This window comes from Pannonibacter phragmitetus DSM 14782 (assembly GCF_000382365.1).
Taxonomy (GTDB): Bacteria; Pseudomonadota; Alphaproteobacteria; order Rhizobiales; family Stappiaceae; genus Pannonibacter; species Pannonibacter phragmitetus.
The window spans coordinates 181,633-207,009 of the sequence record NZ_KB908217.1 but is presented as its reverse complement, the minus strand read 5'-3'; the positions used below and the strand labels follow the sequence as shown (position 1 = coordinate 207,009).

Sequence of the window (25,377 nt, the reverse complement as noted above, 5' to 3'; positions counted from 1 at the left end):
ATTTAAGGAACTGGACATGGCGACGGAACACGTGAAGCTGCTCATCATTGGCTCGGGCCCGGCTGGCTACACCGCCGGCATCTATGCCGCGCGCGCCATGCTGGAGCCGGTTCTCGTCGCAGGCATCCAGCCGGGCGGCCAGCTGACCATCACCACCGATGTGGAGAACTACCCCGGCTTTGCCGAGCCGATCCAGGGCCCCTGGCTGATGGAGCAGATGCAGCTTCAGGCCGAGCATGTCGGCACGCGCATCGTGCATGACATCATCACCGAGGTGGACCTGTCGAAGCGCCCGTTCCGCGCCGTTGCCGATGGCGGCACCGAGTTTCTGGCCGATGCGGTGATCATCGCCACCGGCGCGCAGGCGCGCTGGCTGGGCCTGCCGTCGGAAGTGGATTTCATGGGTGCGGGCGTTTCGGCCTGCGCCACCTGCGACGGGTTCTTCTACCGCGGCAAGGAAGTGATCGTGGTCGGCGGCGGCAATACGGCCGTCGAGGAAGCGCTTTATCTGGCCAATCTGGCGTCCAAGGTGACGGTCGTGCACCGCCGCGACAGCTTCCGCTCCGAGCGCATCCTGCAGGAGCGGCTGTTCGCCAATCCGAAGATCAATGTGGTCTGGGATTGCGTTGTGGACGAAATCCTCGGCGGCGGCATGCCCAAGGCCGTCACGGGTGCACTCCTCAAGAACGTCAAGACCGGCGAAACGCACGAACTCAAGGCCGACGGCGTCTTCATCGCCATCGGTCATGCGCCGTCGGTCGATCTGTTCCGCGGCCAGCTGACGCTGAAGCCGAATGACTACATCTTCACCGAGGCCGACAGCACCCGCACCTCCGTGCCGGGCGTCTTTGCCGCCGGTGACGTAACGGATGACATCTACCGCCAGGCAGTGACCGCCGCCGGCATGGGCTGCATGGCTGCCCTTGAAGCGGAGAAGTTTCTGGCTGAACATGCCCTAGAGGCAGCCAAGGCTGGCTGAAGCGGCCAGATTCGGCCTGACCCGCCACGGACGGGCGGCGGAAGAGGAGAAACAGGCGCATGATGGACTGGGACAAGCTGCGCATTTTCCATGCCGCCGCACAGGCAGGCAGCTTCACGCATGCGGGCGACAGCCTGAACATGAGCCAGTCCGCCGTCAGCCGTCAGGTCAGCGCGCTGGAGCAGGATCTCGGAATCCCGCTGTTCCACCGCCACGCGCGCGGCCTTCTGCTCACCGAGCAGGGCGAACTCCTCTACCGCACGGCCCGCGAGGTGCTGATGAAGCTGGAGGCCGTGCAGACGCGCCTCACCGACAGCCGCGAAAAGCCCTCCGGCGTGCTGCGCATCACCACCACGGTGGGCCTTGGCTCCACCTGGCTGACGGCGCGCATCAACGAGTTCATCGACCTTTATCCGGATATGGAACTGCGGCTGATCTTCGATGACGAGGAGCTGGACCTTGGCATGCGCGAAGCGGATGTGGCCATCCGCCTGCGCCAGCCGACACAGCCGGACCTGATCCAGCGCAAGCTCTTCACCGTGCACTTTCACATCTACGCTTCACCGCATTATCTGAAGCGCTATGGCACGCCGAAGACGATCGAGGATCTGGACAATCACCGCATCGTCACCTTTGGCGAGCATGCGCCGGCCTATCTGCGCGACATGAACTGGCTGGAAACGGCGCACCGTCCGCTGGGCGAACCGCGCCGCATCGTGCTGCGCGTCAACAATGTGGTGGCGATCAAGCGCGCGGTGGATCAGGGCATCGGCGTCGCCATCCTGCCGGACTACATCGTCGAGAATGAAACGGGCGTGGTGCCGGTCCTTACGCATCTGGAAGACCAGATCCCCAGCTTCGACACCTATTTCGTCTATCCGTCCGAGCTGAAGAATACCGCGCGCATCACCGCTTTCCGTGATTTCCTGCTGGCCAAGGCCGAACGCTGGTCCTACTGACCGGCGTTCCGCCGCTGGACAGAATGCCGCACCGCAGAAGACGCTTCCAAGATCATATCTCTTTGATTTCTTAGCGCTTCCGGGAAGGCCAGCGCCCGGCGTCTGGCTGTGCGCTCCTGCGCATTTATCCGCCAAAATACAAAACAGAACGAATTTGCACGGAAAATAGGCAAGTTCGGAGACTGCACGAAATCTGACCATTAGGTCAAAATCTGTACAAGGCTCACATCAAGCCTCTGAATCAAAAAAGGAAATATGATTCCCCCGAGCGAAATGTGACGGGAATGTGCAGGACTAACATATTAGTCATTCCTTAAACGCATGGCTGACCTGCGCAGGTGCCACTTGTTTAATCAGCTTGTGCACTGCATATAAGCATCACTGTTGGTTCTGCGGCGTCGCACTCTCCTCCCAGCGACGCCAATTCAGCCAGCTGTTCCCCTCTGGAAGGTGATTTTCCACGCTGTGGAAAATCAAAAATAACTGCCGGGTCTTTTGACCCGGCTTTTTTTTGCCTTGCGGCTTGGAAAAGAGGGTGGCTTCAGAGCAACCTCCGGCAAGCGGTGCGCCCATGACAGGTCCCGGCACGGAGGCCGGGACGGCGTAGAAAACAGATCTCCGTTCGCACAGGGACCTGCTACGGGCAACTGTGTGCCCACCGCACAGCATCTCCACCGCGCCGTCCCGGCCTTGCGCCGGGACCTGTGAGGGACGTTCTGCCACAATCTCCGTCACCCGGCTCTCCACTTCGCTACGGCCGGTGCAGCGCAGGAAAGGCCTCAGCCAGAATGCAGAAGGCCCCGGAGATACCCCGGAGCCTTCCGCATTGCATCGCTAAAGCCGGACAGCCTCACATGAAAAGCTTCTCGCCTTCCATGCCTTTATAAAGGCCAGCCACCTGCTCGGCATAGCCGTTGTAGAGCAGCGTCGGAACGGTTTCGCCAGTGCCCAGCACGTCTTCCTGCGCCTGGCTCCAGCGCGGATGAGCGACTTCAGGGTTCACATTGGCCCAGAAGCCGTATTCGGTCGGCCCCAGCGCTTCCCACATGGTCTTTGGCCGCTCATCGGTGAAGGTGATGCGGACGATGCTCTTGATCGACTTGAAGCCGTATTTCCACGGCAGGGCGAGACGCAGCGGCGCGCCATTCTGCTTGGGCAGCGGCTTGCCATAAACGCCGGTCACCATGAAGGCCAGCTCGTTGGTGGCCTCGGCCATGGTCACGCCCTCCACATAGGGCCACGGATACCAGACCATGTTCTGGCCCGGCGCAATGCTCGCGTCCTGGAAGGTCTCGAAGCGCAGGTATTTGGCGCCTGCCTGGGGGCTGGCCAGCTTCACCAGTTCCGACAGGGCGAAACCGGACCAGGGCACGGCCATGGACCAGGCCTCGACGCAGCGGAAGCGGTAGAGCCGCTCTTCCAGCGGCATGGCCTTCAGAAGATCATCGATGCCGATCTGCTGCGGCTTGTCCACCATGCCGTCGATTGTCACCGTCCACGGGCGGATGGGCAGGGCCTGCGCCGCACGGGAGATGCTCTTGCTGGTGCCGAATTCGTAGAAATTGTTGAAGCTGGTGACGTGCTTTTCCTGGCTGAGCGCACGGTCCAGCGTATAGGCCTCGTTGCGTTTCACCGGATAGAGGCTGGCGCTCGGGTCTGCGGCACCATCCTGCGCCCTTGCGCCGGATGGCAGCCCCGCCCCCAGTGCCAGCGCGCCCGCGCCCGCCATGCCCCCCAGAACCGCGCGGCGGTTCCAGAACAGGTGCTCCGGTGTTGCCATATGCTCGGGCAGGGCCCAGCCCGGCTTGCGGATGATATGCATCTTGTCCTCCTGATCAGCGCCCACAGCAAACGCCTGAAATTCTGAAGATGCAAATAACGCTCTGGTGACGTCTGGCGAGCCCCTGCGCACGCAGGATTGAGTATCTGACGGGCGTCAGGCGTGTATCAGGCAGGAGCTCGGGCAAGAACTCGGGCAGGAAGATGAGGCCGGCGCCCGTCCGCACCGGCCTCGCCCCTCCTGTTGGCAGCAGCCCGAAGGGCTGCATGGAGACCTCCTTTATGCAGCCTTCTGCCGCTCGCGGGCAAGTATCTGATCTGCGAGCTTGCCGGTCACCTCTGCCAGATGGTCAAAGCGGCGGTGGAAGCTGCCCGCCCCTGCCGTTGCGGATCTCAGTTCCACGATCAGACCGTCCAGCTCCGCCTGCGGCATCAGGCAGCGCACCTCGTCCCATCCAGCCCAGGCGGGCCTTGCATCAAAGCCGAGGATCTGGCCGCGCCGGGCCGGGATGATGGCGTTTATGCGCGCCGTCGCTTCGGACGGGCACACCACGATCACCTCGTCCATCGGCTCCAGCAGCACCGGGCTGCACTCCGGCAGCCCCTCGCGCATCGCCGTAATCGCCGCCATGCGGAAGGCCAGATCGGAACTGTCGACCGAGTGATAGGACCCGTCCGTCAGCACGACCGAGATATCCACCAGCGGGAAGCCCAGGGCACCGTGGCCCAACGCATCGCGCACGCCCTCTTCCACGGACGGAATATACTGGCGCGGCACCACGCCGCCGGTGATCTTCTCGGCAAAGACAAAGCCCTCGCCGCGCCCCAGCGGGCGGATTTCCAGCACCACATCGCCGAACTGGCCATGCCCGCCCGACTGCTTCTTGTGCCGCCCGCGCACGCTGGTGCCCTTGCGGATGGTTTCACGATAGGCAATCTGAGGCGCGCGCGCCTCCACCGTCAGGCCATATTTGCCCTTAAGCCGGGCCAGTGCGACACGCAGGTGCATTTCGCCCTGTCCTTCCAGCAGGGTTTCGCCGGTCGCCTCGCTCAGCCGCGCATGCAGAGCGGGGTCTTCCTCTGTCAATTTTTGCAGGGCAGCGGAGAGCTTCACGTCGTCCTTGTGGTCAGCCGTGGAGATGGCCAGTCCCATCACCGGCTCAGGCCGCCGGAAAGGCATCCACTGGCGTATCGGCTCCTTCAGCCCCAGCAGCATGCCGGTCTGCGCTCCGTCGAGCTTCGCCAGCGCCACGGTTTCCCCCTCTCCTGCCGCGCCCCGGCGGCTCGCCTGCTGGCCAAACAGCGAAAGCAGGCCGGATGGCTTCTCCGCTCCGCCCTCCGGCAGATACAGCGCCTGCCCCTCGGCCACCGTGCCGCCCAGCACCCGCGTCACCGACAGCTTGCCGCCATGCAGCGTGTGCAGCGTCTTCACCACCACGCCGGCTTCGGTGGAGGGGCTCAGGCCCAGCCGAGCACGCGTCGCCCCAACATCCGGCGCTTCATGGCGCAGGGCCTTCATCAGCCGCTGGATACCGTTGCCGTGTTCTGCAGAGCCGATGAAGACCGGGCAGATCAGTCCCTGCCGCATTTCTTCGGCGAGATCGGTGAACACCCGCTCCCGGCCCGGCGCCATGTCCTCCAGCAGGGTTTCCATCAGCACATCGTCGTGGTCGGCCAGCCGTTCCAGCATGGAGAAGCGCGCTTCCACCTCGCGGGCAAGTTCATCACCCGGCATGTCGATCACGAGGCTTTCCGCATGCTCGCGGTAGACAAAGGCCCGCTCCAGGGCAAGATCGATGAAGCCCACGGCGATGCCGTTCTTCCAGATGGGGATCTGCCGCAAAACCAGCGGCACGCTGGAGGCCGGCTGCAGCATCTGCAGCACGTCGCGCACCCGCTGGGTGGCCTTGTCGATCTTGTTGAGGAACAGAAGCCGGGGCACACCGCGCTCTTCCAGCATCTTGAGGATCAGTTGCAGCGCGGGAACCTTCTTCTCGTCGGCTTCCGCCACCACGATCGCCAGATCCGCGCCGCACAGGGCGCCTTCCGTGTCGGTGAGAAACTCGACGGAGCCGGGGCAATCGAGGAAGGTATAGTGGTCCCCCAGATACTCCGCCCCGGCGATGTTCATCTCGATGCTCATGCCGTGAGCCCGCGCCTCCGGTGAGGCATCGCCCGTCATGTTGCCGCCTGCCTGGCTGCCTTGTCTGGAAATTGCCCCCGTGCGCGCCAATATGGCTTCCATCAGGGTTGTCTTGCCGCTTCCGAAGGGCCCGACAATCGCGATGCAGCGGGGGCCGGATCGTCTGCCGCTGCTGGTGCTTTCCTGAATGCCGCTCATGCTGCCGTCTCCCGTTGGCTTGTGTTGCCAGCGCGAGGATCGCGGCAGGAGATGACGCCGCGTCTGCGCGCCGTCCACCCGCTGCAGGGACATGAGCCGTCTTGTCCGGACGCTCCGGAGCCGGGCCAGGCCCTGCGGCGTTTGAGCATTGCAGCTTCGCGCGCGTTTGACGCCGCCACGTCGCTGTTAAAGGCATCGTCGCGCCGCGCGGGCGCCATTTGCAAGCAAAAGATGTGCGGCACTGCAGCATCAAACGGCCTTGCCCCTGCCGCATATGCGGGCCACAACAAGGCAAGAGACAACCGGACAAGGCAGCGAAAGGCCGAAGTCAGCATGCAGATCCAGACGCTCAAAGGCCTTGTGGCAACCGCCCTGCTTCTGGCGGCAACCCTGCTGCCGTTTGACTCATGGTCCGAGGCACAGGCCCAGACTTCCGCCCTGCGCCGCTCCAGCGACAACGGCACCGCCGCCGCCCCGTCCATGCGCGGTCAGGCCGGGCGCATGCTTCTGGACAAAAGCCAGCAGCAGCAGACGCAAGGCCTCGACAAGCGCCAGCAGCTCGAAGCCGAACACCGCCGCGAACGGGCCAGGGAACTGGCCCAGCCCTGCACCCAGCCCGGCTGCCCCACCAATCCGGAGTACCGGGATATCTACGGGAAGCCGAAGGGGAAGTGAGCCATTTGCCTTGATTGTCCGTCGTCCCGGCTCAAAGGCCGGGGCGACGGCCTGAGAGAGGCGGAAGGCAGTGCTTTCCTCACAGGTCCCGGCACGGAGGCCGGGACGGCGCGGTGGGGAAGCACGGATTGAGATCAATGATCGGCAGTTGCCTGAGTTGGGCAACTGCCCCCAAGGTACCATTACCGCGCCGCCCCGGCCTTGTGCCGGGGCCCGTTAGGGACCTGCGGCCTGTACGTTGGAGGTTCTGATACCAAGGCGCTGATATACTGCCGCATCACGCCTTGAAATTGCTCAGGCGCCGCACGGGCTTGACCAGCTCAAGGCAGTATTTCATGTGCGCAGCGGTGCCGCACTGTGTGCAGCTCCCGGTGAAATGCGCGACTGCGAAAACAAAAAACCCGCCGGCTTTCACCGGCGGGCTCTTCAATCACTTACCGTCAGATACGGCTCAGCGCAGGTTGCCGCAGAAGCGCTGGATGCGCTGGCAGGCGTCTTCCAGGGCTTCGGTTGCGGTGGCGTAGGAGATGCGGAAGTTCGGGCCAAGGCCGAAGGCAGAGCCCTGCACCACGGCAACGCCTTCAGCTTCCAGCAGCTCGGTCACGAAGTCCTCGTCGGTCTCGATGACCTTGCCGGACGGCGCGGTCTTGCCGATGCAGCCTTCGCAGGACGGGAACACATAGAACGCGCCTTCCGGCACCGGGCAAACGAGACCCTTGGCCTGGTTCAGCATGGACACCACCAGATCGCGGCGGGCCTTGAAGATCTCGTTGTTCTTCGGGATGAAGTCCTGAGTGCCGTTCAGCGCTTCCACCGCCGCATACTGGGCGATGGAGCTTGGGTTGGAGGTGGACTGGGACTGCACCGTCGCCATCGCCTTGATCAGCTGCACGGGACCGGCCGCATAGCCGATGCGCCAGCCGGTCATGGCATAGGCCTTGGAGACGCCGTTCACCGTCAGCGTGCGGTCATAGAGCGACGGCTCGACCTGCGCCGGGGTGGTGAACTCGAAGTTGTCGTAGACGAGGTGCTCGTACATGTCGTCGCTCATCACCCACACATGCGGATGACGGACGAGCACATCGGTGAGCGCCTTCAGCTCGGCGCGCGTGTAGGCGGCGCCCGAGGGGTTCGACGGCGAGTTGAAGATGAACCACTTGGTCTTCGGCGTGATCGCCGCTTCCAGCGCTTCGGCCGTGATCTTGAAGGTCTTCTTGTCGGCCTCCACGATCACCGGCGTGCCGCCGGCCAGCTCCACCATGTCCGGGTAGCTCACCCAGTACGGCGTCGGGATCAGCACTTCATCGCCGGGGTTCACGGTGGCGATGAGGGCATTGTAAAGCACCTGCTTGCCGCCGGTGCCGACCGTCACCTGTGCCGGGGTGTAGGTCAGGCCGTTCTCGCGCTTGAACTTGGCGCAGATCGCCTCCTTCAGCTCGGGAATGCCGTCCACGGCGGTGTATTTGGTCTTGCCCTCATTGATGGCCTTGATCGCCGCAGCCTTGATGTTTTCCGGGGTATCGAAGTCCGGTTCGCCAGCGCCAAGACCGATAACGTCCCGGCCGGCGGCTTTCAGCTCACGCGCCTTGTTGGTGACCGCAATCGTTGCGGACGGTTTCACACGCGAAAGAGCATCGGCAATAAAGCCCATGAGGGTCCTCCATAGGAGACATGGTGATTTCGAGCGCGCGGACCCTAAGCCGACAACAGAACAGCCGCAAGGCCAAAGGCCCGCAGATCGGCGGCTTGCGTCAACTTTTTTTCGCAGATCTGGCCAGAGGCATGTACCCGGCAGAAACGACAAGGCCCCACCGGCGCAACCGCGAATACCCCTGAAACAAATAGCAATGATCATCAAAAAATCATCAGTATCAGCACCTTAATTTTTCCATTTTGGAAAAGACGCCGCAGAGTGAGCTTAAGTCTCAAGTAATGAGTACGTGGAAAAACGCATACATACACCAAGCGGAGTGCCCACAGATGGCCAGCCTGTTCTCCATCGGCAGCATGCAGCGCAGCATAAACCGGGATGCCCTTCAGGCATTGGACGACTTGCCGGTTGCCGTCATGACCTGCGATCTTTCGAGCTTCTGCATCGACTATGCCAACAAGGCTTCGATCGGCCTGGTGGACAAGCTCAAGCACATCCTGAATCTGGATCCCTCGAAAATCGTCGGCACCTGCATCGACGTGTTCCACAAGCATCCGGAACATCAGCGCCGGATCATCGGGGACCCCAAGAAGCTGCCGCACAAGGCACGTATCAAGCTCGGCGATGAGGTCATCGACCTGCATATTTCGGCGATCTATGACGCAGCTGGCCGTTATATCAAGGCCTCGCTCGTCTGGAGCATTGTCACCGAACAGTACAGGGCGGACAGGGAAACCAAGCGCCTGCTGCAGATGATCGACAAGATGCCGATCAACGTGATGACCTGTGATCCGAAAACCTTCGAGATCGATTACGTCAACCAGACCAGCCTGAAAACGCTTGAAACGGTCGAGAAATACCTGCCCATCAAGGTGAAGGACCTGCTCGGCAGCTCCATTGACGTGTTCCACAAGCACCCAGGCCACCAGCGCAAGATCCTGTCCGATCCCTCCAACCTGCCCTGGCGCGCCAACATCAAGGTCGGGCCGGAAACGCTCCGGCTTGACGTCTCGGCCATTCAGGACACGGACGGAAGCTATCTTGGCCCGATGCTGAGCTGGTCGATCATCACCGACCAGACCCATGTGACCGACCAGATCAGCGGCGTTGTCACGACCATGAACGAGATCGGCACCGAGCTGGACGACACCGCCGCCAGCATGCTGCATACGGCAGAAGCCGCCGGCAGCCAGGCCACTTCCGTGTCCTCCGCTGCCGAAGAAATGGCAGCCTCCTTCTCCGAGATTGCGCACCGCATGACGACGGCAGCGCAGAAGTCCCGCGCAGCGACGGAACAGGCCGATTCCACCGCCGGTCAGATCGAGGCGCTGAAGAATGCGTCGGAATCCATCGGCACCATCATGGGGACCATTCAGTCCATTGCCGACCAGACAAAGCTTCTGGCGCTCAATGCCACCATCGAGGCTGCGCGTGCCGGTGAGCTTGGCCGGGGCTTCGCCGTCGTTGCGGCGGAAGTGAAGGGGCTGTCGGAGCAGACCAGCCGTGAGACGGAGCAGATCCGTGCGCAGATTGAGGCCATGCAGAGCCAGACAAGCGGTGCAATGACCGCCATTCGCTCGATCATCGACATGATCCGCGAGCTGGATTCGCTGTCTTCCGCGGTCGCGGCAGCCATGACCCAGCAGCAGGCCGCTTCGCAGGAGGTGACCCGCGCCATTTCCAGCGTGTCGGATGCCAGCAACAAGACCCGCATGTCGGCCCAGACCGTCATGGGCATGGTGGACAAGGTGAAGGGCGTGCAGAAGGCCAACAGCGAGATCGAGGCTTTCCTCAAGTCACGCTGACGCAGAGAAAGCCGGGCCTTTCCCCTCAGGCCCGGCTTTCCAGCACCAGATGCGGCGGGTCCTCGTCGTTGTCGATGAAGATCGCGCGGATGCGCTTGTTTCTGGACGAACCGTCAAGGCTGTTCACCACCACGGCGATGGGAATGTTGTTAGCCTTCTTTGCGGCTTCGAGCAGCAGTCCGTAACTCTTGGGATGCAGCAGGGTCTCTGTGATGGGATGCTCGTCCATCGACTGCTGGGTCAGCTGAAAGGCCTTGCGTGCCGCCTTGTTGGCGGCCAGCATCTTGCGTGTCTTCGTGTCCACGACGATCACCGGCGACGTCAGCACATCGAAAATCCGGGTAAAATCCGCTTCGCTGTGGCCATCCGGCTCTGCCGTGAAGACAACGCCGCCCGCTGTCTCTGAAAGACGGAAGAACAGGGCCGAATAGTGCATCACCATGGTGTCGCCATTCGGCATCTTGAAGCGCCCCTTGCCGGAAGCGCTGGACGAGCGGGCGAGAACCGTCTGGATCAGAGCCGCGAGCGTCTTGCCGACACGCTTCGGGATGTGGGCAATGTTGCGGCCGATGCAAAGCGCCGGATCGTCAATGCCGAAGGCGTGAAAGAAGCCGGGGCTGGCATAGCGGACATAGCCGAAATTATCCGCCGTCATGACGATCTTGCCTGAATTCTCCACGAAGTGCTTCAGGATCGGCGCAAGGCCGCGCACCACATGCCCGCCTTCTCCGCCAGCTGCCACCGTCGACGGGTGGCAGATGACAAACTGGCGCCCATCACCGGCGTCGTAACGCCAGCCGGTCAGGCTGATGCCGGCAATGCCACTCTCCGCATCCGTGCCCACATCGATGGGGCCGCACTTGCCCTTCCGGATGACTGTGTTGAACAGGTTGAGAAGGTTTTTCTGCGTCTGCGGTGCAAGCGCAGAAAGCGCCTCGGACAGGGCGGCCTGTTTCAGTCCGGCACCCTTGCCCTCGATCTGGGCGGTCGCCGTCTCAAGCCACATCAGCCGCTTGGCGGATGGATCAGCGATCAGAAACCAAAGACCGGAGAGACTGAGATGGGGTCCGGCGTGAGCATCCGGCACCGCGGAAGCCGCAGTCTGCAAAAGCTTCTGGTCCGGCTCGGGCATCACTGCCGCAGCCGCCTCGCTTGATCCGCTCATGCCTCTTGCCCGTCCCCGGCGGCGGGCCCATCCCCGCTCCGAAACATCCAGTACGTTCCGGTATCGCCTGCAAGGGCAAAAATCCAGTGAAGATGATCGTTACAAACCGAAACTTTCCCGCCACGAAATGGCCATGAAAAATGCTGCAACCCGCCTGTTTCCGGGCCGCAGGCCGTCGCATTTTCAGGCCAGTTTCAGCCCGTCTGGGCGCTGATGAAAGGGCCTTGGAATGGTAGATCAGACGATGCTCGACCCACAGAACTCCTTCAAGGAGATTTTCCGGCTCACCCCCTTCACCGCCGCCGGCGGTGCTGGCGTTGCAGCCGTTGCGATTTATGCGGTGACCGCGTCCCCCTCAGAAGATGGCCTGATGCTGACGCTGGCAGCGGCCTTCGCCGGCATGCTCTCCCTGACCCTCAGCCTCGGCATGAAGCTGCTGCAGGATCTGGAGGCGCGCCCGCTGCGGCAGGCATTCCCCATGACGGAGAGGACCTGCGATGACCGGAGCTGACCGTACAGCCACAGGCTCCTCTGCGCCGGAACCCGAACGGCAGGCACAAGCGGGGAATACCCGGATGGATGCCCCGCCGATGGCCACCATCAGGACTGGGCGCAAGACGCGCCCCGAGGACGAGGCGAGCCTGCGCCCCCTCGGCATGGCGATTGTGTTCGGCGTCATGCTCGCCGCAGCTGTTGCCTTCCTCGGCTCTTCGCCTTCGGCACATGAGCCCGGACAGGACAACGCCGCCCGGCAAGACATGCAGCACCCCGCTCAGGCCGGCAAGGACCTGCGCCACCTTCAGGCTCTGCGCTCCGGGTGAATCGTGGCCTGGATCCGTCGTGTATTCATGCGAAAGCCCCGGGAGCGCGCTCTGCGGGGCTTTCGCATGTCCGGCACACACTTGGCCGCGTGCCGCATTGCACCAGCCGCCTCCGGGCCTGCCCCGTTGCGTCTCTGTTCATCCAGTGACTTAATGATGCCTGCGAAAGACACATGGAGTTCTGCCATGGCCGTTGAACTGACCCTGTCGCCCGAAACCATCCGCATGCTGGTGCAGAAGGCCCGTGCCGCGTCGGCTGCCCTCAACGACGCCTTCGAGGAGGACCGAGGCAATGGCATCGATTTCGACGAGGACCATCTCTCCGACCTCCACATGCACGATGGCCTTGCGGAAGAGGAATCCATCGACCTCAGTGAGGAGGAACTGCGGGAGCTGATCTCGGACCTGAACGTGGATGAGTCGGCCGAACTGGTCGCCATTGCCTGGGTCGGCCGCGGCGACTTTGATGCCAGCGACTTCGAACAGGCCGTCGAGGAAGCCCGGGCCAGAGGCATGAAGGGCACCGCCAGCTATCTGATCGGCCTGCCCCTGCTCGCCGACTATCTTGAGAATGGCTTGGAAACACTGGGCTTTTAGGATCTTGCCCACAGCCGCAGAAAAAACATGCAGGACAACGGAACCGGAAGGTCAAATAGGGCTTTAACCAGACGTTAACCATATGCGACGTTCTTAGGGACGTCACATATGGACCACACCCAACCGGGAGGAGCCCTGAGATGAGCATTCAGGATCGTTATGATACCGATGGTCTCGTCAGCAGTCCGCGTTCACCCTGGCCCTATGTAGCGGGCTTTATCGCAGTTTCAGCCTTTGCCAGCGTTCTGGCATCCGCCTTCCTTGGCTAGGCATACCGTCAGGCTCCTGCCCGGCTCGCTCCGGCAGCCTGCCAGAAGCGCCGGGCACGGCAGGTGGAGTTTCAACGGATCTCCGCAATGACCGCCAGCCCGGCACCCAGTTTCCCAAGTACCGGTTCTTCCACGCTGCGCCTTCACGGGCTGGACCTTGCCCGTGGCCTCGCGCTGCTGGCCATGGTGTCCTATCACCTGTCCTGGGATCTTTCCTGGTTCGGGATCGTGGACTGGCCCGTCAACGAGGATGGCGGCTGGCAGACCTATGCCCGGCTGATTGCAGGCACCTTCCTGTTTCTGGCCGGTGTGAGCCTCACCCTGGCCCATGGCAGCGGCATCCGCTGGCGCGCCTTCTGGCGGCGGGAAGCCGTGATCCTGGTGGCAGCAGCCACTGTCAGCGCCGGCACATGGTATGCACTCGAAGCCAACATGGTGCGCTTCGGCATTCTCCACTGCATTGCCGCCGCCAGCCTGCTGGCCCTGCCCTTTGTCCGCCTGCCGGCCGTTGTGTCAGCCGCAGCTGCACTGCTGGTCTTCTCCCTGCCCTTCTGGGTTGCTGGCCCTGCCTTCGATGGGCCGCTGTGGCTCTGGACAGGACTTGGCGACCCTGGCTTTTCCAGCGTGGACTGGGTGCCGCTGGTGCCCTGGGCAGGCGCAACCCTGCTGGGCGTTGCTGCCGGGCACATGCTGCGGCGGCCCGGCCTTCGGGAACAGGCCTCCCGCTGGCAGCCGCGCTCCGCATTCAGCCATCTGCTGTGCCGGGGCGGACGCCACTCGCTGGCGGTCTATCTGATCCATCAGCCCGTGCTGTTCGGCAGCCTCTGGCTCGTTGCAGCCAGCGGCGTCATCGAGGACAGAACCTCCCGTGACTTTCAGGAGAACTGCACCCTGACCTGCACGGCGGGCGGCGTGGAACAGCCCGCCTGTGCGCGCATCTGTTCCTGCACCCTCGGCACAATGAAATCGGAAGGCCTGTGGGACACGCTTCTGGCCAACCCGGAAGACACCGGCCTGCTGAGCCAGATGAACACCAGCCATGCTGCTTGCGTGCAGCAGGAGTTCGAGGCCAATCCACCGCAGTAACCGCAGCGCTCAGGCGCCGGCGCTGTGCCGCGCCCGCGCCAGCCGCTCCGCCGCAAAGGCCCTGAAATCCGCCGCATCATTGCCCCGCGCGGCCTGCCCCAGCGCCCAGAGCGCGGAAATGCCATCGCAAACCGGCTTCATCGCGACAACCCGGCGGCGCATCAGGTCAGGGTCTTCGCCATGGGCAAGGCCAGCGGCATGGGCGGCCAGAAGCGCGGCTTCGGCAGCCGCGTCCAGCCCGCATTCCAGCACCGCATAGGCCAGATCCCAGGCCGGATCGGACCAGCCCGCATATTCCCAGTCGATCAGCCACAAGCGCTTGCCATCACCGAGGATATTCCCCGGCACCAGATCGCAATGACATGGGGCGGGCAGCACCTGCGGCACTGCTGCAAGGTCACCGGCAGCGCCCCGCAGAAAGGCAAGATCTTCCGGTGCAGCGCTGTCTGCCTCTGCCGCAAGGATCATCTCCTGAAGCCGCTGCGAGGGCACGAAGACCGGCGGCCGCGCCAGCCCGCCGAAAGCGGCAGCGGCCCCATGCAGCCGCGCCAGCAGCGCCCCCAGAAGCTCTGCCCCGGCAACACCCGCCGCCGCAAGCGGATGGGCATCCGGCACCGCCTCGATCAGCATCACGCCCTGCTCCGGCACCGCCAGAATGACACGTGGCCCCAATCCCAGCCGTTCGGCCACGCGCGAAAATTCAGCCTCGGTCTGGCGGTCGACGAGCCCCCGGTTCTCCGCCCGCTCCACCCGCAGAACAAAGCTGTCCGCCTCCCCCGTCAGCCGGTAGACGTGATTGCTGAGCCCCGACACTGCTGTCACCTGAAGACGTTCTCCCGCCTCCCGGCGCAGCGCATCACCCAGCGGAGGACAGGCCGCAAGAGCAGCCGCAAGGTGCACAGGCAAGGGCTGGAGCAACAGATCAGGCATGAGCAGGAACCACGGAACCGGGGCAGGCAGCAAAGAGCCCCCCTTCTCCTCCATCCTTGGCTCGGCGGCAAGCGGCCAGCCGTCAGCACGGTATCCCTGCCCCTCTTCCCGGAGTGCCAGACTCACCGCATACTCACGCCATGACCGAAAAGCCCGCCATCACCATCACCTACTGCCGCCAGTGCAACTGGATGCTCCGTTCCGCCTGGCTGGCCCAGGAACTGCTCTCCACCTTCTCCGAGGAAATCGGCTCGGTGACCCTCATCCCCGGCACCGGCGGTGTATTCGTCATCACCTGCGACGGCACGCAGATCTGGGAGCGCAAGGAGGACGGCGGCTTCCCCGAGGCCAAGATGCTTAAACAGCGCCTGCGCAACCTCGTCTGGCCGGATCGGGATCTCGGCCATTCGGATGGGCATAAAAGCGGCGGCTAACCGCTGATTTCCGCCAGCCCATCCCGCAGGATCTGCGGATCGGCCGTCATACCCGCCTCAAGCGCCCCATGTACCTCATCCCAGATGGGCACTGCGGCGGCAAGCGTCTGCGCCCCGGCTTGCGTCAGATGCAGCCGCTTGCCACGCCTGTCCTTCGGATCCGGCAGAACCTCCACCCAGCCCTTGCGCGCCAGCGGCTTCAGCGCCGCCGTCAGCGTTGTCCGGTCCATGCCCAGAAGCCCGGCCACCTGCCCCAGCGCCGGAGCCTCCGGCCGGTTCAACGCCATCATCAGGGAGAATTGCTGGTTCGTCAGCCCGGTGGGCTTCAGCGCCAGATCAAAGCGGCGCGCCAGTGCACGGGCGGCACGCTGGGCGAAAAGGCACAGGCAGGTGTCCTTCACCTGCAGGGTCTTGGCATAGGGAACGGGCGGGGTGTTTGACATGGTCTATTTATGTTGATATCAACTCATATCGTCAATCGGCACTTTTCGGGGATAGAGCGCCCTGATCCGGCGCGCAAGCGCGCTCATGCCGGACGATACCAATCAGCAACCGGGAGAGGAGGCCCGTCATGCAACCTTCAACCGCAACAGAGCATCACAAGATCCTGCGCAAGCTCGCGGGCGAATGGCGAATGATCTCGTCCACCGGTCACCCGGATTATGATCCGGAGGATCCGGCGAAGCGCTGGACCGAAACCGGACGCATGCTCGGAGATCTCTGGGCCATCATCGAAACGCGCGGCCCCATGCCCGATGGAGCACCGGCGGAAATGCTGATGACCATCGGCTACGACCCTGCCCTTGGCCGCTACACCGGCACCTGGACCGGCTCCATGATGGATTACCTCTGGGTCTACCGCGGCTGGGTGGAAGACGAGGGACAAACGCTGGTTCTGGAAGCCGATGGCCCGGATTTCGACACGCCGGGCAAAAGCGCCGTCTACCGCGACGTGATCCGCTTCCAGCCGGACGGCACACGCAGCTTTACCGGCAGCGTGCAGCAGCCGGATGGCACCTTCCGCGAGTTCATGACCCACATTCTGGCCCCAGCCTGACGGCCCGCCCCCTTTTGACATGAGGAGACTCCCATGAACGGGACATTCATCTGGTACGAGCTGATGACCACGGACCCGGAAGCAGCCGCTGCGTTCTATTCGGACGTGGTGGGGTGGCAGGCTTCGGATGCGGGCATGCCGGGCTTCGACTACACGGTTCTGACCATTCCCGGCCAGCCGATGCCCAGCGCAGGCCTGATGGCCCTGCCGGGCGAACTGGCAGGCTCAGGCGTGCCGCCCCATTGGATCGGCTATGTGGGCGTTGCCGATGTGGATGCCAAGGCCAGCGAATTTGCCACCAGCGGCGGCAGGATTGTCCGCCCGGCGGAGGAAATTCCGCAGGTGGGCCGCTTTGCCGTCGTCGCCGATCCGCACGGCGCCATCCTCAGCCTGTTCAAGCCGGACATGCCGGATGAACCTCTGCCGCCGGAACCGGCCATGGGCCTTCCCGGCACCTTCGGCTGGAACGAGCTTTATGCCGGAGATGGCGCGGAAGCCTTCAGTTTCTACAGCAAGATGTTCGGCTGGGAGAAGGACATGGCCGTCGACATGGGGCCAATGGGCACCTACCAGTGCTTCGCCCTGAACGGCCGGGGCATCGGCGGCATCATGACCAAAATGCCGGACATGCCGCAGCCTTTCTGGACCTACTACATCAACGTCGAAGCCCTTGACGCCGCCGTCGCCCGCGTCACCAAGGCCGGCGGCAAGGTCATCCACGGCCCGCAGGAAGTCCCCGGCGGCGCCTGGATCGTCAACGCCCTCGACCCGCAAGGCGCCATGTTCTCGCTGGTGTCGATGAAGCGGTGAGTCCGGCATTTTCCCTGCGGCCATCGTGCTGGCCGCAGGGAACCTGGCTCAGGCCGCCAGGTCGAGTTCGGCGAATACGTCCCGGGCCGCATTCAGGCCATTGATCGCGGCTGGAAGACCGCCGTAGACAGCCATCTGCCAGATCGCCTCGACGATTTCCTTGCGGCTCGCCCCCGCCGCCAGTGTATGGGCGATGTTCACCTTGAGCTGCGGCCCGGTCTGCCCGCCCAGGACCGTCAGAGCGGCAACCGTGCAGAGCTGCCGCGTCTTCAGATCTAGGCCGGGGCGTGCGTAATGGCGGCCGTAGGCCCATTCGACGAGGCTCTCGCTGAAGTCCTCGACGAGATCGCCGTACCGCTCCGCCAGCACCTGTTCGAGACCGGAGTTCAGCGTCAGGACGATGTTGCGTCCACGTTCGAGGGCTGAGGTCATGCGCGGGCTCCTTGCATGGTCCGGGGCGCTGGCAAAGCACCGGGATCATCGATCTCGCCAGCCTCGATCTTGCGGTAGGTCTCAACCTTTTCATCCAGAAGCTCGAGCGTCTTCTGCATCTCCCACAGGCTGGCAGCGACTTTCTGGCGATGGCGCTCGAGCATTTCGCGCCGCTCCCGCGCTGTCTCAGCCCCGCGAACGCGCAGCTCGGCATAGGCAAGCCGGTCGCGGATCCCCATTCCTGTTGCCTTCAGCCGCTCCAGAAACTGCAGCCAGCGCAGGATGGACGCGTCATAGACACGCCGGCCGCCAGCATCCCGCAAAGGTGCCGGGATCAGCCCGATCTTTTCATAGTAGCGCAGCGTATCGATGCTCAGCCCGGTCCGGGCGGCAAGGTCACCGATCTTCATTGGCCGCACTCCTGCCCGGCCAACCGGAATGCCGTCTCCAGCCGCGCCGTGTCCTCGTAAAACTGGTAATGCCTGATGAGCCCGTCGCGGTACCGCAATCTCACGGCAAAGTCGCTGGCAAAGGGCAATCCCGTCGCGCGGACGACATGGTGAAACCGCCCCGAGGCATAGGCCAATGAAGGCGTCTCGACCACGTCACCGATTTCGAACGCCTGTGTTTCGAACGCGCTGGCAAGCCCGTGGCAGAACTCCGCCAACCCGCCAGCGCCACGAAACGTGCCATAGAGCGGCAGCCGTGCGTCGCGGCCGGGCCGTACTGCAACGAACTCGGCATCCGCCTCAATCATCCGCCCTGCCCCTTCAAGGTCCGCAGACCCGAGGCAAGAAAAGAACTGTTCAAGCCGTGTCATCATCGTCTCCATCTGAACAGTTACCGACCCTAGGTGCTGGAGCGCACTTCAGGTCAAGAGGCGAAATTCAGAAGGGCGATGACATGTCTGCCGCTTCGACGGGAGGAACCTGCACGCAGCACCGGCAGTAGAATTCGGCTCAGTAGGTTGTCCAGCCGCCGTCCGTCGCCCAGTTGGCTCCGGTGACGTTGGAGGCCTCATCAGAAAGCAGGAACAGCATGATTGCCACCTGCTCCGCTGGCGTGGCCGGACGGTGCGCCGGATCGGCATAGGCAAGGATGCTCTGGGTCTTGATCCGGCCCATGCCGCCGCCGCCGTCCTTCATGCTGGCGGCGACCAGCGCACCGGCACGGGCAACCATCGGCGTATCGGTAGCAGCCATGTTCACGGAATTGATGCGGATGCCATAGGGGGCATAGTCGATGGCCGCGTTCTTGGTGAGCCCGTTCACCGCATGCTTGCTGGCGACATAGGCCGGATTGCCGGCAAGACCCGTCAGGCCGGCGATGGAGCCCACATTGACGATGGCGCCGCCCTGCCCCTGCTTGACCAGCTGCACCAGCTGCGGCCGCAGCGAGCGGAACACGCCGCCGGCGTTGATCTCCATCACCGCGTCCCAGTACGCGTCGGTCGCCTCGTGGATCGGGGCGAAGACGCGCGGCTTCTGGGCCGCGTAATCGACCGGGTCACCGGAGTACACACCGTCCATGACACCGGCATTGTTGATGGCGCCGGACAGCCCGCCAAAGCTTGTGACAGCCACGTCGACCGCCTTTTGGCAGACGGCGGCATCGCGCACATCGCCCGGAACGAACTCGGCCTTGCCGCCCGCCTTGCGGATCCCGTCGGCAACCGCCGCGCCCTGATCCTCGATCCAGTCGACTCCGACAACGTTTGCGCCCTCGCGCGCCAGGCGCTCGGCTGCCGCCTGCCCCATGCCGCGCGCACAACCGGTGACGATGACTGTGCGGCCCTTGAAACGGTCAGGCACGAAATAGGCCGGGTCAGTCGGAGCAATGGCCAGGCCGCCGGCATATCCACCGCCGCCACCGGCTGGTGAGGCAGCAGCGGCAGGCTGTGTCTGGGCCTGTGCCATCTGCAAACCACTGGCGGCATTAATGCCAACGGCGCCACCGGCTGGTGAGGCAGCAGCGGCAGGCTGTGTCTGGGCCTGTGCCATCTGCAAACCACTGGCGGCATTAATGCCAACGGCGCCACCGGCCAAGGTCATTCCCTTCAGGACATCACGACGATCAAGGGTCATCTCAACTTTCTCCCTGGGGCACGGGGACAGACAGGACGCAGCGTCCGGGCAGCTCCAGCCATCAGTAGGTGGTGAAACCGCCGTCGGTCGCCCAATTGGCGCCGGTGATGTTGGAGCCCTCGTCTGACAGCAGGAACAGCATGATCGCCACCTGCTCCTCCGGCGTGGCATCGCGGTAGCTGGTGTCGGCATATTGCAGAAGGCTGCGGGTCTTGATCGTACCCATGCCCACCCCGCCCATGGCCTTCATCCGGGCACCGACGAGTTGCTTGGCCCGTTGCACCATCGGCGTGTCGGTGTTGGCCATATTCACGGAATTGATGCGGATACCATAGGGTGCGTAGTCGATGGCCGCGTTCTTGGTCAGGCCATTCACCGCATGCTTGCTGGCCACATAGGACGGCGTGGAGCTGAAGCCCCGCAGACCCGCGACACTGGCGACGTTGACGATCGAGCCGCCCTTCCCCTGCTCGACCATGTGGCGCAGCTGCGCCCGCATGCAGCGGAACACACCGGTGGCATTCACCCGCATGACCACGTCCCAGTACGCGTCGCTGGCGAGATGGACCGGATTGAAGGCGAGGTCCTTCTGCCTGTCGTAGTCGATGGGCTCGCTGGGCGGAATGGCGTCCATAACACCGGCGTTATTGATTGCCCCGTCCAGGCCGCCAAAGGCCGACACGGCCACCTCGACCATCTTATCGCAGATGGCATTCTCGGAGACGTCACCCGGCACGAACTCCGCCTTGCCGCCGGCTGCCTTGATTGCGGCGATGACAGCGGCGCCCTCGTCGGCGATCCAGTCCACGCCCACGACATTGGCACCTTCCCGCGCCAGACGCTCGGCGGCCACCTTGCCCATCCCGCGCGCACTGCCAGTCACGATGCAGGTCTTGCCGGTAAAGCGGTCTGAGATGAAATAGTCCGGACTCACCGGCGTCACGTCATGGTGTCCCGGCATGGCGGCGATCGGGTTTCCAGCCTGGGCCTGAGCCTGCGTGGCAGAGGCTCCCGCAACCGCGCCGGCGGCGGCGGGGGCAGCTGCGGCCAGTGCCATCGTCTTCAGAAGATCCCTGCGGTCCATATCAAAAACTCCCTTTTCGCAAAGTATCAATAGGCCACGCGCACGAAGAGCATCGTGCTGAGCCAGGGATCGGGATCGGCGTTGAAGGCATTCTTGACGGCAGCCCCCGGGAACGTCGCCGCCACATGACCCTGAACATAGACATTGCGCGAGGCGAAGTACTTGCCGGTCAGGTTGAGTTCGTAACCGTAGTCCTTCGATCCCAGGAACGACAGGGCCGGATTGCCGCCCAGGTTTGTCAGGCTGTCGGCGCGGAACAGCCAGACCTGCGGCACCAGCTCGAACTTCGCAGACGGACGCAGCCGCAGCTGGAAACGGTGCGCAATGACGTTGGAATCCTGCACCACCTTGAAATGATTGATGCCCTGCACCCACTGCTCGCCATTGCCGCCCGACAGCAGCGGATCCCAGCGCTCGAAGGTGGAGGTGTTCGGATCATCGCCCGAGAACTGTGCGTAGCGGTAGCTGAAGGTGGGCGACCAGGGCAGGCCGGCAAAGCTCCAGCCGGCCTCGCCATAGAAGCCATAGGCCTGCATGTCGAAGTTTTCATTGCGCTGAAGCGCTGCTTCCGCCGCAACGAAAGGCCCCGGCGTTCCGGCCGGATTGGGTTGCCAGCGCAGCCGCGCATCGAAGACCTGCAGGCCTTCACGGGTAAAGGTTTGGGCCGGCGTGAAATACTTGAAGCTGGACTGTGGCACACGCAGGAAGCTGGCGGCTGCCTCGAAGCCGTTGCTCAGCCGGGTCTCGATGTTGATACCATCGATGACGGTCTTGCTGTCGAGAATGGGAAGCTCGTCCGGATCGACCCGGAACAGCTCGACCTTGGTGTTGTTGTAGCGCAGCCGCGCCAGCGCAACCATGTCCGCCGACCAGCGCGGATTGGCCTGCAGCGCCGCCCGGTCCCGGCCATTGGCAGCTGTGTTGATGATCAGGAAGCCGTCGCCCAGCGTGAAACGCTGACGCCCGGCAGACGCGTCAAGCTGAAGCCGGTCCCCGTTCTCGCGCGTGACCCCGGTGATGAAGCCGGCAAAGGCATCTTCGATCGCCACATGGCTGCGGGTGCGGTTGCTGAACAGCTCCTGGCCATACGAGCCGCTGGCAAGAACACTCGCGCCGCCAAAGACATAGAACCGCTCGCTGAGCGGCGTGATGCCATAGAGGCCGGTGTGCACCATGCCCTCGACCCAGTGCTGATAGCCCTTGCCGGAGGGCTTGCCCTGCACCATCGGATTGCCATTCAGCATCAGATCGGGCCGGCCGTACCAGGCATCCGCGTTGCCATAGTGCAGCGCGATGGACTCGGCTTTCACCTTCACGTAGGTCCCGCCGCTGTCATAGAGCACGGGGAAGTCCGATGTCTTGCCCGTCGCCAGCATGCCGCGCGGCGCCCCTGCGGCGGCGGCATCGCCCAGCGTCAGGTCGAATGTCAGAGTCAGGCCGCCGGTATAGCCAAAGCCGATGTCGTAGCTGGCGCTGGCGAGCCCCGCCGCGCGGGTGGCCCGGTTAAGCGCAAAATCAACCAGCGTCCGGGAGAAATGGTCATCTGGATAGACCGCAAGACCGCGCCGGAATTGATCTATGGCGCGGTCGTTGATCGCCTTGTCCGGGGACGGGTTCATCAAGCGGACCCGGATTTCGGCGATCCGTTGGCCTTCATCAGCCCCGATAGACGCTTGCGCCCAAGCCTGCTGCGCCCCGGGCAGCCAGGTGAAAGTGGCTGACACCACAAGCACCACGATGCCGCGGGCAAGGGCGGCAAAGGTCTGCAGTGACAAGAGGGGCCGCGAAACCATAGGAGCTACCTCGCCAACCGGCCGTCCTCCTCAAGTATTAATGGCAATTGACGATTGCATCAATCAAAAGAAGCAGAACGCAAGGCCGCCCCCGGCAGGATGCATACGGGACACCAAATCCGCCCCCCCCAAAGCCCATACGTGGAAGCTCCTTCGAGGGATAAGACGGGCGGCGCCGGGCTGTCCTCACGGTCTCAGGAAAGCAAGGATTTTTTCCTTCAGCTCATCCGGCCTGCGGACCTCGCATTCCCAGATGATCAGAACCTGCCAGCCCATCGCCTCCAGTTGCTGCACATGTTCCCGGTCCCGTTCGGTGTTCCGGGTCAGCTTGGGTAGCCAGTAGTCGCGGCGGGACTGGGGAATGCGGGCATCCTTGCAGTCCGGGTCCGGATGCAGATGCCAGAAGCAGCCGTGCACGAAAATCACCTTGCGGCGCGGGCCGAACACCAGATCCGGCTTGCCCGGCAGATCCTTGCGGTGCAGCCGGTAGCGGAAGCCCAGCCCGTGCGCCAGTGACCGGACAATCATCTCCGGCTTCGTGTTCTTCGACCGGATGGCCGCCATGTTGCGCGACCGCCGTTCGGGTGAAAGCTTGTCTGCCATTGATGCCAAGGCTCATGCGCCGCACGGGCTTGATCAGTTCACGATGAGCCAGGCTCATCATGAACTGGCGTGACTTCAATCTTTTGCCGCCAGATATCCGCCTGCAAGCACCATGTCCCACTCGGCCTCATCGCAGCGGCGCGCAATAAACTCCTCCCTGTCGCAGGCGGGAAGCCCGAGAGCCGCGATGAGTGCACTGTGATACAGGCCTGAAAACAGCGCCGTCCGCTCCGCCATCAGAATATCACGCGCGCCGCCATTGCCGCGAACACGTTTCATGTAATCCTTCTGGTCAAACAAAAGCGCCTGCAGCACCGTGCGGTGGATCACCTTGCCGGCGTTCTCCCGAAAGAACTGCACCACCCGCTTCGTGCCGCCATTCACGGCCCGCAACGCGCGGAAGCGCTCCATGTCCAGCCCTTCAAAGCGGCTGTCCGGCAATTGCCCATCGCGGATCATCCAGTGAATATGCTCGAAGCTGGACCGCCGGACACTGCGCTTTCCATCCCGGTTCGGCTGGTTCAGATAGTCCTCGCGGGCAATCATGATGCCGATGGAGCAGCGGCGCTCTTCCGTTGCCACCATAACCAGCAGGCAGGGCTCGGCATTGCGGAAGGTCTCGGGCGGGATCATCCAGGTTTCGCGGACGGTGTTCTTCACGTCCACGTCCTCACCCAGCAGGCGGAAGTCGCGCAAGCCTTTCGGAACCCCGAGAAAATCGCGCAGGAAATGCTCCACCTTCAGGCCAATGAAGGTCTTTTCCACGTTGTCGAGGTCCGAGACCCGCGTGCGTGCCGTGCGCACAGGATCGATGACATGTTCCACGGCTTCGCGGATCAGCTCGGGGAAGGTCCGGATGAACTGCGCCTCGCCGCCAGCCAGCCGGAAAACCTCATCCGCGATCAGTTTCAGCTTCTGCTGATCCTGCTGCCGCAGATCCGCCGGGGAGCCATCGCTCGTCATTCCGCCGCTTCACGCCCTGCCAGCGCTTCCAGCGCGGGCATGCCCAGAGCCACGGCTATGCAGCGGGCAACAGCAGCGGCGACCGGCGGCGGGAAGGCATTGCCGACCTGCCGGTAGGCAGCCGTCTTGCGGCCCGAAAATTCCCAGCTGTCCGGGAAGCCCTGAATCCGGGCGACCATGCGCACAGTGAGCCGGGGCATGCCCTCGTGGTCCGGCGCGGGGCACTCATCGGCAATCGTTCGTCCTTCAACCCCAAGCTCCGCCCAAGCCTTGCGGGCGCGTGTCGGGCCAAGATCCGGCCCGCCGTGCTTCTTGGAGCCGCCAACCACCGTCGGCGCGATGCGGCAGGCCTGCTCCTTCCAGGCCGCAGCCCCTGCCCAGCCGCCTGCGGCCATCAGATCATGCAGCGTTTCGCCCACGGTGGCCGCAGCAACTCTTGTCTCTGGCCAGACAAACTGATCCGCATATTCACGCTGCAGCGCCACCATAACCACACGGGGCCGGAGCTGCGGCACGCCGAAATCGGAGGCCTGCAGCAGCTTCCAGAACACCTTGAAGCCAATCTTGCGCAGACGCAGCTCGATAAACTCGCGGTAGGACTGGAACGAAGGGTCCAGCATGCCGCGCACATTCTCGAACATGATGGCACGCGGCTTCACCCGCTCGGCAATCTCGACGCCCCGCGTGAAGAGATTGCGCTCGTCCTTCTCGCCCAGCTGCTTGCCGGCCACAGAGAACGGCGGACAGGGCAAGCCGCCCGCCAGAAGATCCACGCCCCGGAACTGTTCGAATGCGAAATCCTGAAACAGGTCATGCTCATGAACCGTCCATTCCGGACGGTTGAGCCGCAGCGTCTGGCAGGCGTGCGGGTCATTCTCGAACAGGGCAGCATGATCGAAACCCGCCATCTCCAGGCCAAGCGCCTGCCCGCCGCCGCCGGCGCAGAGTTCAAGAGATGTCAGTTGATTCCTCATGCGGTATCCTCAAGACGGCATGGCGCCGCACTGGCGCAAGCATACATGGCCGCTGGATAGCAGGAAAAGAACAAAATATGAACAGT

At 63.5% G+C, this 25,377-nt stretch carries 28 protein-coding genes; 12 read left to right on the top strand and 16 right to left on the bottom strand.

Translation table 11 applies throughout. The features are described 5' to 3' along the window. Positions 1 to 16: 16 nt before the first annotated feature. Both trxB and H163_RS0107840 read left to right on the top strand, forming a co-directional pair. On the top strand, positions 17 to 979 hold the full coding sequence (gene trxB / locus H163_RS0107845) for a thioredoxin-disulfide reductase (protein WP_019964016.1): 963 nt from the start codon (positions 17 to 19) through the stop codon (positions 977 to 979). Positions 980 to 1,041: 62 nt separating this feature from the next. After that, entirely contained in the window at positions 1,042 to 1,938 is an 897-nt protein-coding gene (locus H163_RS0107840) for a LysR family transcriptional regulator (RefSeq protein ID WP_026355591.1), read from the top strand. 378 nt (positions 1,939 to 2,316) lie between these two features. Here H163_RS0107840 and H163_RS24325 read toward each other — a convergent pair whose 3' ends face one another. The 3 genes from H163_RS24325 to H163_RS0107825 form a co-directional block, all read right to left on the bottom strand. Next, positions 2,317 to 2,511, bottom strand: a complete 195-nt coding sequence (locus H163_RS24325) for a hypothetical protein (RefSeq protein ID WP_147290441.1) — start codon at positions 2,509 to 2,511, stop codon at positions 2,317 to 2,319. Positions 2,512 to 2,788: 277 nt separating this feature from the next. After that, complete coding sequence (gene msrP, locus H163_RS0107835; RefSeq protein ID WP_026355590.1) at positions 2,789 to 3,760, bottom strand: protein-methionine-sulfoxide reductase catalytic subunit MsrP; 972 nt, start codon at positions 3,758 to 3,760, stop codon at positions 2,789 to 2,791. 237 nt (positions 3,761 to 3,997) lie between these two features. Next, a complete protein-coding gene (locus H163_RS0107825; protein ID WP_026355588.1) occupies positions 3,998 to 6,058 on the bottom strand; it encodes an elongation factor G in 2,061 nt (686 codons plus the stop codon). A 333-nt stretch (positions 6,059 to 6,391) separates the two neighbouring features. On the opposite strand from H163_RS0107825, the gene H163_RS0107820 reads away from it, so the two are divergent. Further along, positions 6,392 to 6,733, top strand: a complete 342-nt coding sequence (locus H163_RS0107820) for a hypothetical protein (protein ID WP_147290442.1) — start codon at positions 6,392 to 6,394, stop codon at positions 6,731 to 6,733. A 451-nt stretch (positions 6,734 to 7,184) separates the two neighbouring features. On the opposite strand, the gene H163_RS0107810 is transcribed toward H163_RS0107820, so the two are convergent. Next, positions 7,185 to 8,384 (bottom strand): pyridoxal phosphate-dependent aminotransferase, encoded by a 1,200-nt coding sequence (locus tag H163_RS0107810; protein ID WP_019964010.1) that lies wholly within the window; start codon positions 8,382 to 8,384, stop codon positions 7,185 to 7,187. A gap of 329 nt (positions 8,385 to 8,713) precedes the next feature. On the opposite strand from H163_RS0107810, the gene H163_RS0107805 reads away from it, so the two are divergent. Further along, positions 8,714 to 10,189: a methyl-accepting chemotaxis protein gene (locus H163_RS0107805; RefSeq protein WP_019964009.1), complete on the top strand. Its 1,476-nt coding sequence runs from the start codon at positions 8,714 to 8,716 to the stop codon at positions 10,187 to 10,189. Positions 10,190 to 10,214: 25 nt separating this feature from the next. On the opposite strand, the gene H163_RS0107800 is transcribed toward H163_RS0107805, so the two are convergent. Continuing rightward, entirely contained in the window at positions 10,215 to 11,354 is a 1,140-nt protein-coding gene (locus H163_RS0107800) for a PAS domain-containing protein (protein ID WP_147290443.1), read from the bottom strand. Between the two features lie 229 nt (positions 11,355 to 11,583). Between H163_RS0107800 and H163_RS0107795 the strand changes: the two genes are divergently transcribed. The 5 genes from H163_RS0107795 to H163_RS0107780 all read left to right on the top strand — a co-directional run bounded on the left by H163_RS0107795 (position 11,584) and on the right by H163_RS0107780 (position 14,127). Next, on the top strand, positions 11,584 to 11,865 hold the full coding sequence (locus H163_RS0107795; protein WP_019964007.1) for a hypothetical protein: 282 nt from the start codon (positions 11,584 to 11,586) through the stop codon (positions 11,863 to 11,865). Positions 11,866 to 11,929: 64 nt separating this feature from the next. Next, positions 11,930 to 12,175 carry a hypothetical protein gene (locus H163_RS0107790; RefSeq protein ID WP_019964006.1) on the top strand — a complete coding sequence of 82 codons (246 nt, stop codon included), beginning with the start codon at positions 11,930 to 11,932 and terminating at the stop codon, positions 12,173 to 12,175. A 186-nt stretch (positions 12,176 to 12,361) separates the two neighbouring features. Then, on the top strand, positions 12,362 to 12,772 hold the full coding sequence (locus tag H163_RS0107785; RefSeq protein WP_019964005.1) for a DUF3775 domain-containing protein: 411 nt from the start codon (positions 12,362 to 12,364) through the stop codon (positions 12,770 to 12,772). Between the two features lie 140 nt (positions 12,773 to 12,912). Next, positions 12,913 to 13,041, top strand: a complete 129-nt coding sequence (locus tag H163_RS24905; protein WP_256387629.1) for a hypothetical protein — start codon at positions 12,913 to 12,915, stop codon at positions 13,039 to 13,041. A gap of 87 nt (positions 13,042 to 13,128) precedes the next feature. Continuing rightward, complete coding sequence (locus H163_RS0107780; RefSeq protein WP_019964004.1) at positions 13,129 to 14,127, top strand: acetyltransferase domain-containing protein; 999 nt, start codon at positions 13,129 to 13,131, stop codon at positions 14,125 to 14,127. 9 nt (positions 14,128 to 14,136) lie between these two features. Here H163_RS0107780 and H163_RS23635 read toward each other — a convergent pair whose 3' ends face one another. Beyond that, on the bottom strand, positions 14,137 to 14,949 hold the full coding sequence (locus H163_RS23635) for a choline/ethanolamine kinase family protein (RefSeq protein ID WP_160118270.1): 813 nt from the start codon (positions 14,947 to 14,949) through the stop codon (positions 14,137 to 14,139). A gap of 248 nt (positions 14,950 to 15,197) precedes the next feature. Between H163_RS23635 and H163_RS0107770 the strand changes: the two genes are divergently transcribed. Continuing rightward, positions 15,198 to 15,491, top strand: a complete 294-nt coding sequence (locus H163_RS0107770) for an Rdx family protein (RefSeq protein ID WP_019964002.1) — start codon at positions 15,198 to 15,200, stop codon at positions 15,489 to 15,491. Here H163_RS0107770 and H163_RS0107765 read toward each other — a convergent pair. Beyond that, on the bottom strand, positions 15,488 to 15,934 hold the full coding sequence (locus H163_RS0107765; protein WP_019964001.1) for a MarR family winged helix-turn-helix transcriptional regulator: 447 nt from the start codon (positions 15,932 to 15,934) through the stop codon (positions 15,488 to 15,490). The two genes, H163_RS0107770 and H163_RS0107765, sit on opposite strands and share 4 nt — an antisense overlap. A 128-nt stretch (positions 15,935 to 16,062) precedes the next feature. On the opposite strand from H163_RS0107765, the gene H163_RS0107760 reads away from it, so the two are divergent. Both H163_RS0107760 and H163_RS0107755 read left to right on the top strand, forming a co-directional pair. Beyond that, on the top strand, positions 16,063 to 16,548 hold the full coding sequence (locus tag H163_RS0107760; RefSeq protein ID WP_026355587.1) for a DUF1579 domain-containing protein: 486 nt from the start codon (positions 16,063 to 16,065) through the stop codon (positions 16,546 to 16,548). A 33-nt stretch (positions 16,549 to 16,581) separates the two neighbouring features. Further along, entirely contained in the window at positions 16,582 to 17,358 is a 777-nt protein-coding gene (locus H163_RS0107755; protein WP_019963999.1) for a VOC family protein, read from the top strand. Between the two features lie 48 nt (positions 17,359 to 17,406). Here the strand turns inward: H163_RS0107755 and H163_RS0107750 are convergent, their stop codons facing one another. From H163_RS0107750 to H163_RS0107710, 9 genes are all read right to left on the bottom strand, one after another. Continuing rightward, positions 17,407 to 17,790, bottom strand: coding sequence for a carboxymuconolactone decarboxylase family protein (locus H163_RS0107750; protein WP_019963998.1), 384 nt, complete (start codon positions 17,788 to 17,790; stop codon positions 17,407 to 17,409). Next, a complete protein-coding gene (locus H163_RS0107745; RefSeq protein WP_019963997.1) occupies positions 17,787 to 18,200 on the bottom strand; it encodes a MerR family transcriptional regulator in 414 nt (137 codons plus the stop codon). The genes H163_RS0107750 and H163_RS0107745 overlap by 4 nt, the downstream gene beginning before the upstream one ends. After that, positions 18,197 to 18,610, bottom strand: a complete 414-nt coding sequence (locus H163_RS22425) for a nuclear transport factor 2 family protein (protein WP_160118271.1) — start codon at positions 18,608 to 18,610, stop codon at positions 18,197 to 18,199. Before H163_RS22425 ends, H163_RS0107745 begins: the two co-directional genes overlap by 4 nt. A gap of 139 nt (positions 18,611 to 18,749) precedes the next feature. Further along, positions 18,750 to 19,874, bottom strand: a complete 1,125-nt coding sequence (locus H163_RS0107735; RefSeq protein WP_244296145.1) for an SDR family NAD(P)-dependent oxidoreductase — start codon at positions 19,872 to 19,874, stop codon at positions 18,750 to 18,752. Between the two features lie 61 nt (positions 19,875 to 19,935). After that, positions 19,936 to 20,958, bottom strand: coding sequence for an SDR family NAD(P)-dependent oxidoreductase (locus tag H163_RS0107730; RefSeq protein WP_019963994.1), 1,023 nt, complete (start codon positions 20,956 to 20,958; stop codon positions 19,936 to 19,938). A 26-nt stretch (positions 20,959 to 20,984) separates the two neighbouring features. After that, on the bottom strand, positions 20,985 to 22,751 hold the full coding sequence (locus tag H163_RS0107725; protein ID WP_019963993.1) for an alginate export family protein: 1,767 nt from the start codon (positions 22,749 to 22,751) through the stop codon (positions 20,985 to 20,987). 186 nt (positions 22,752 to 22,937) lie between these two features. After that, the gene (locus H163_RS0107720) at positions 22,938 to 23,354 is read right to left on the bottom strand and encodes a very short patch repair endonuclease (protein ID WP_026355583.1); all 417 of its coding nucleotides are present in this window, start codon (positions 23,352 to 23,354) and stop codon (positions 22,938 to 22,940) included. A gap of 75 nt (positions 23,355 to 23,429) precedes the next feature. Then, positions 23,430 to 24,317 carry a NaeI family type II restriction endonuclease gene (locus tag H163_RS23630; RefSeq protein ID WP_019963990.1) on the bottom strand — a complete coding sequence of 296 codons (888 nt, stop codon included), beginning with the start codon at positions 24,315 to 24,317 and terminating at the stop codon, positions 23,430 to 23,432. Then, positions 24,314 to 25,291 (bottom strand): DNA cytosine methyltransferase, encoded by a 978-nt coding sequence (locus H163_RS0107710; protein ID WP_019963989.1) that lies wholly within the window; start codon positions 25,289 to 25,291, stop codon positions 24,314 to 24,316. Before H163_RS0107710 ends, H163_RS23630 begins: the two co-directional genes overlap by 4 nt. Positions 25,292 to 25,377 lie beyond the last annotated feature (86 nt).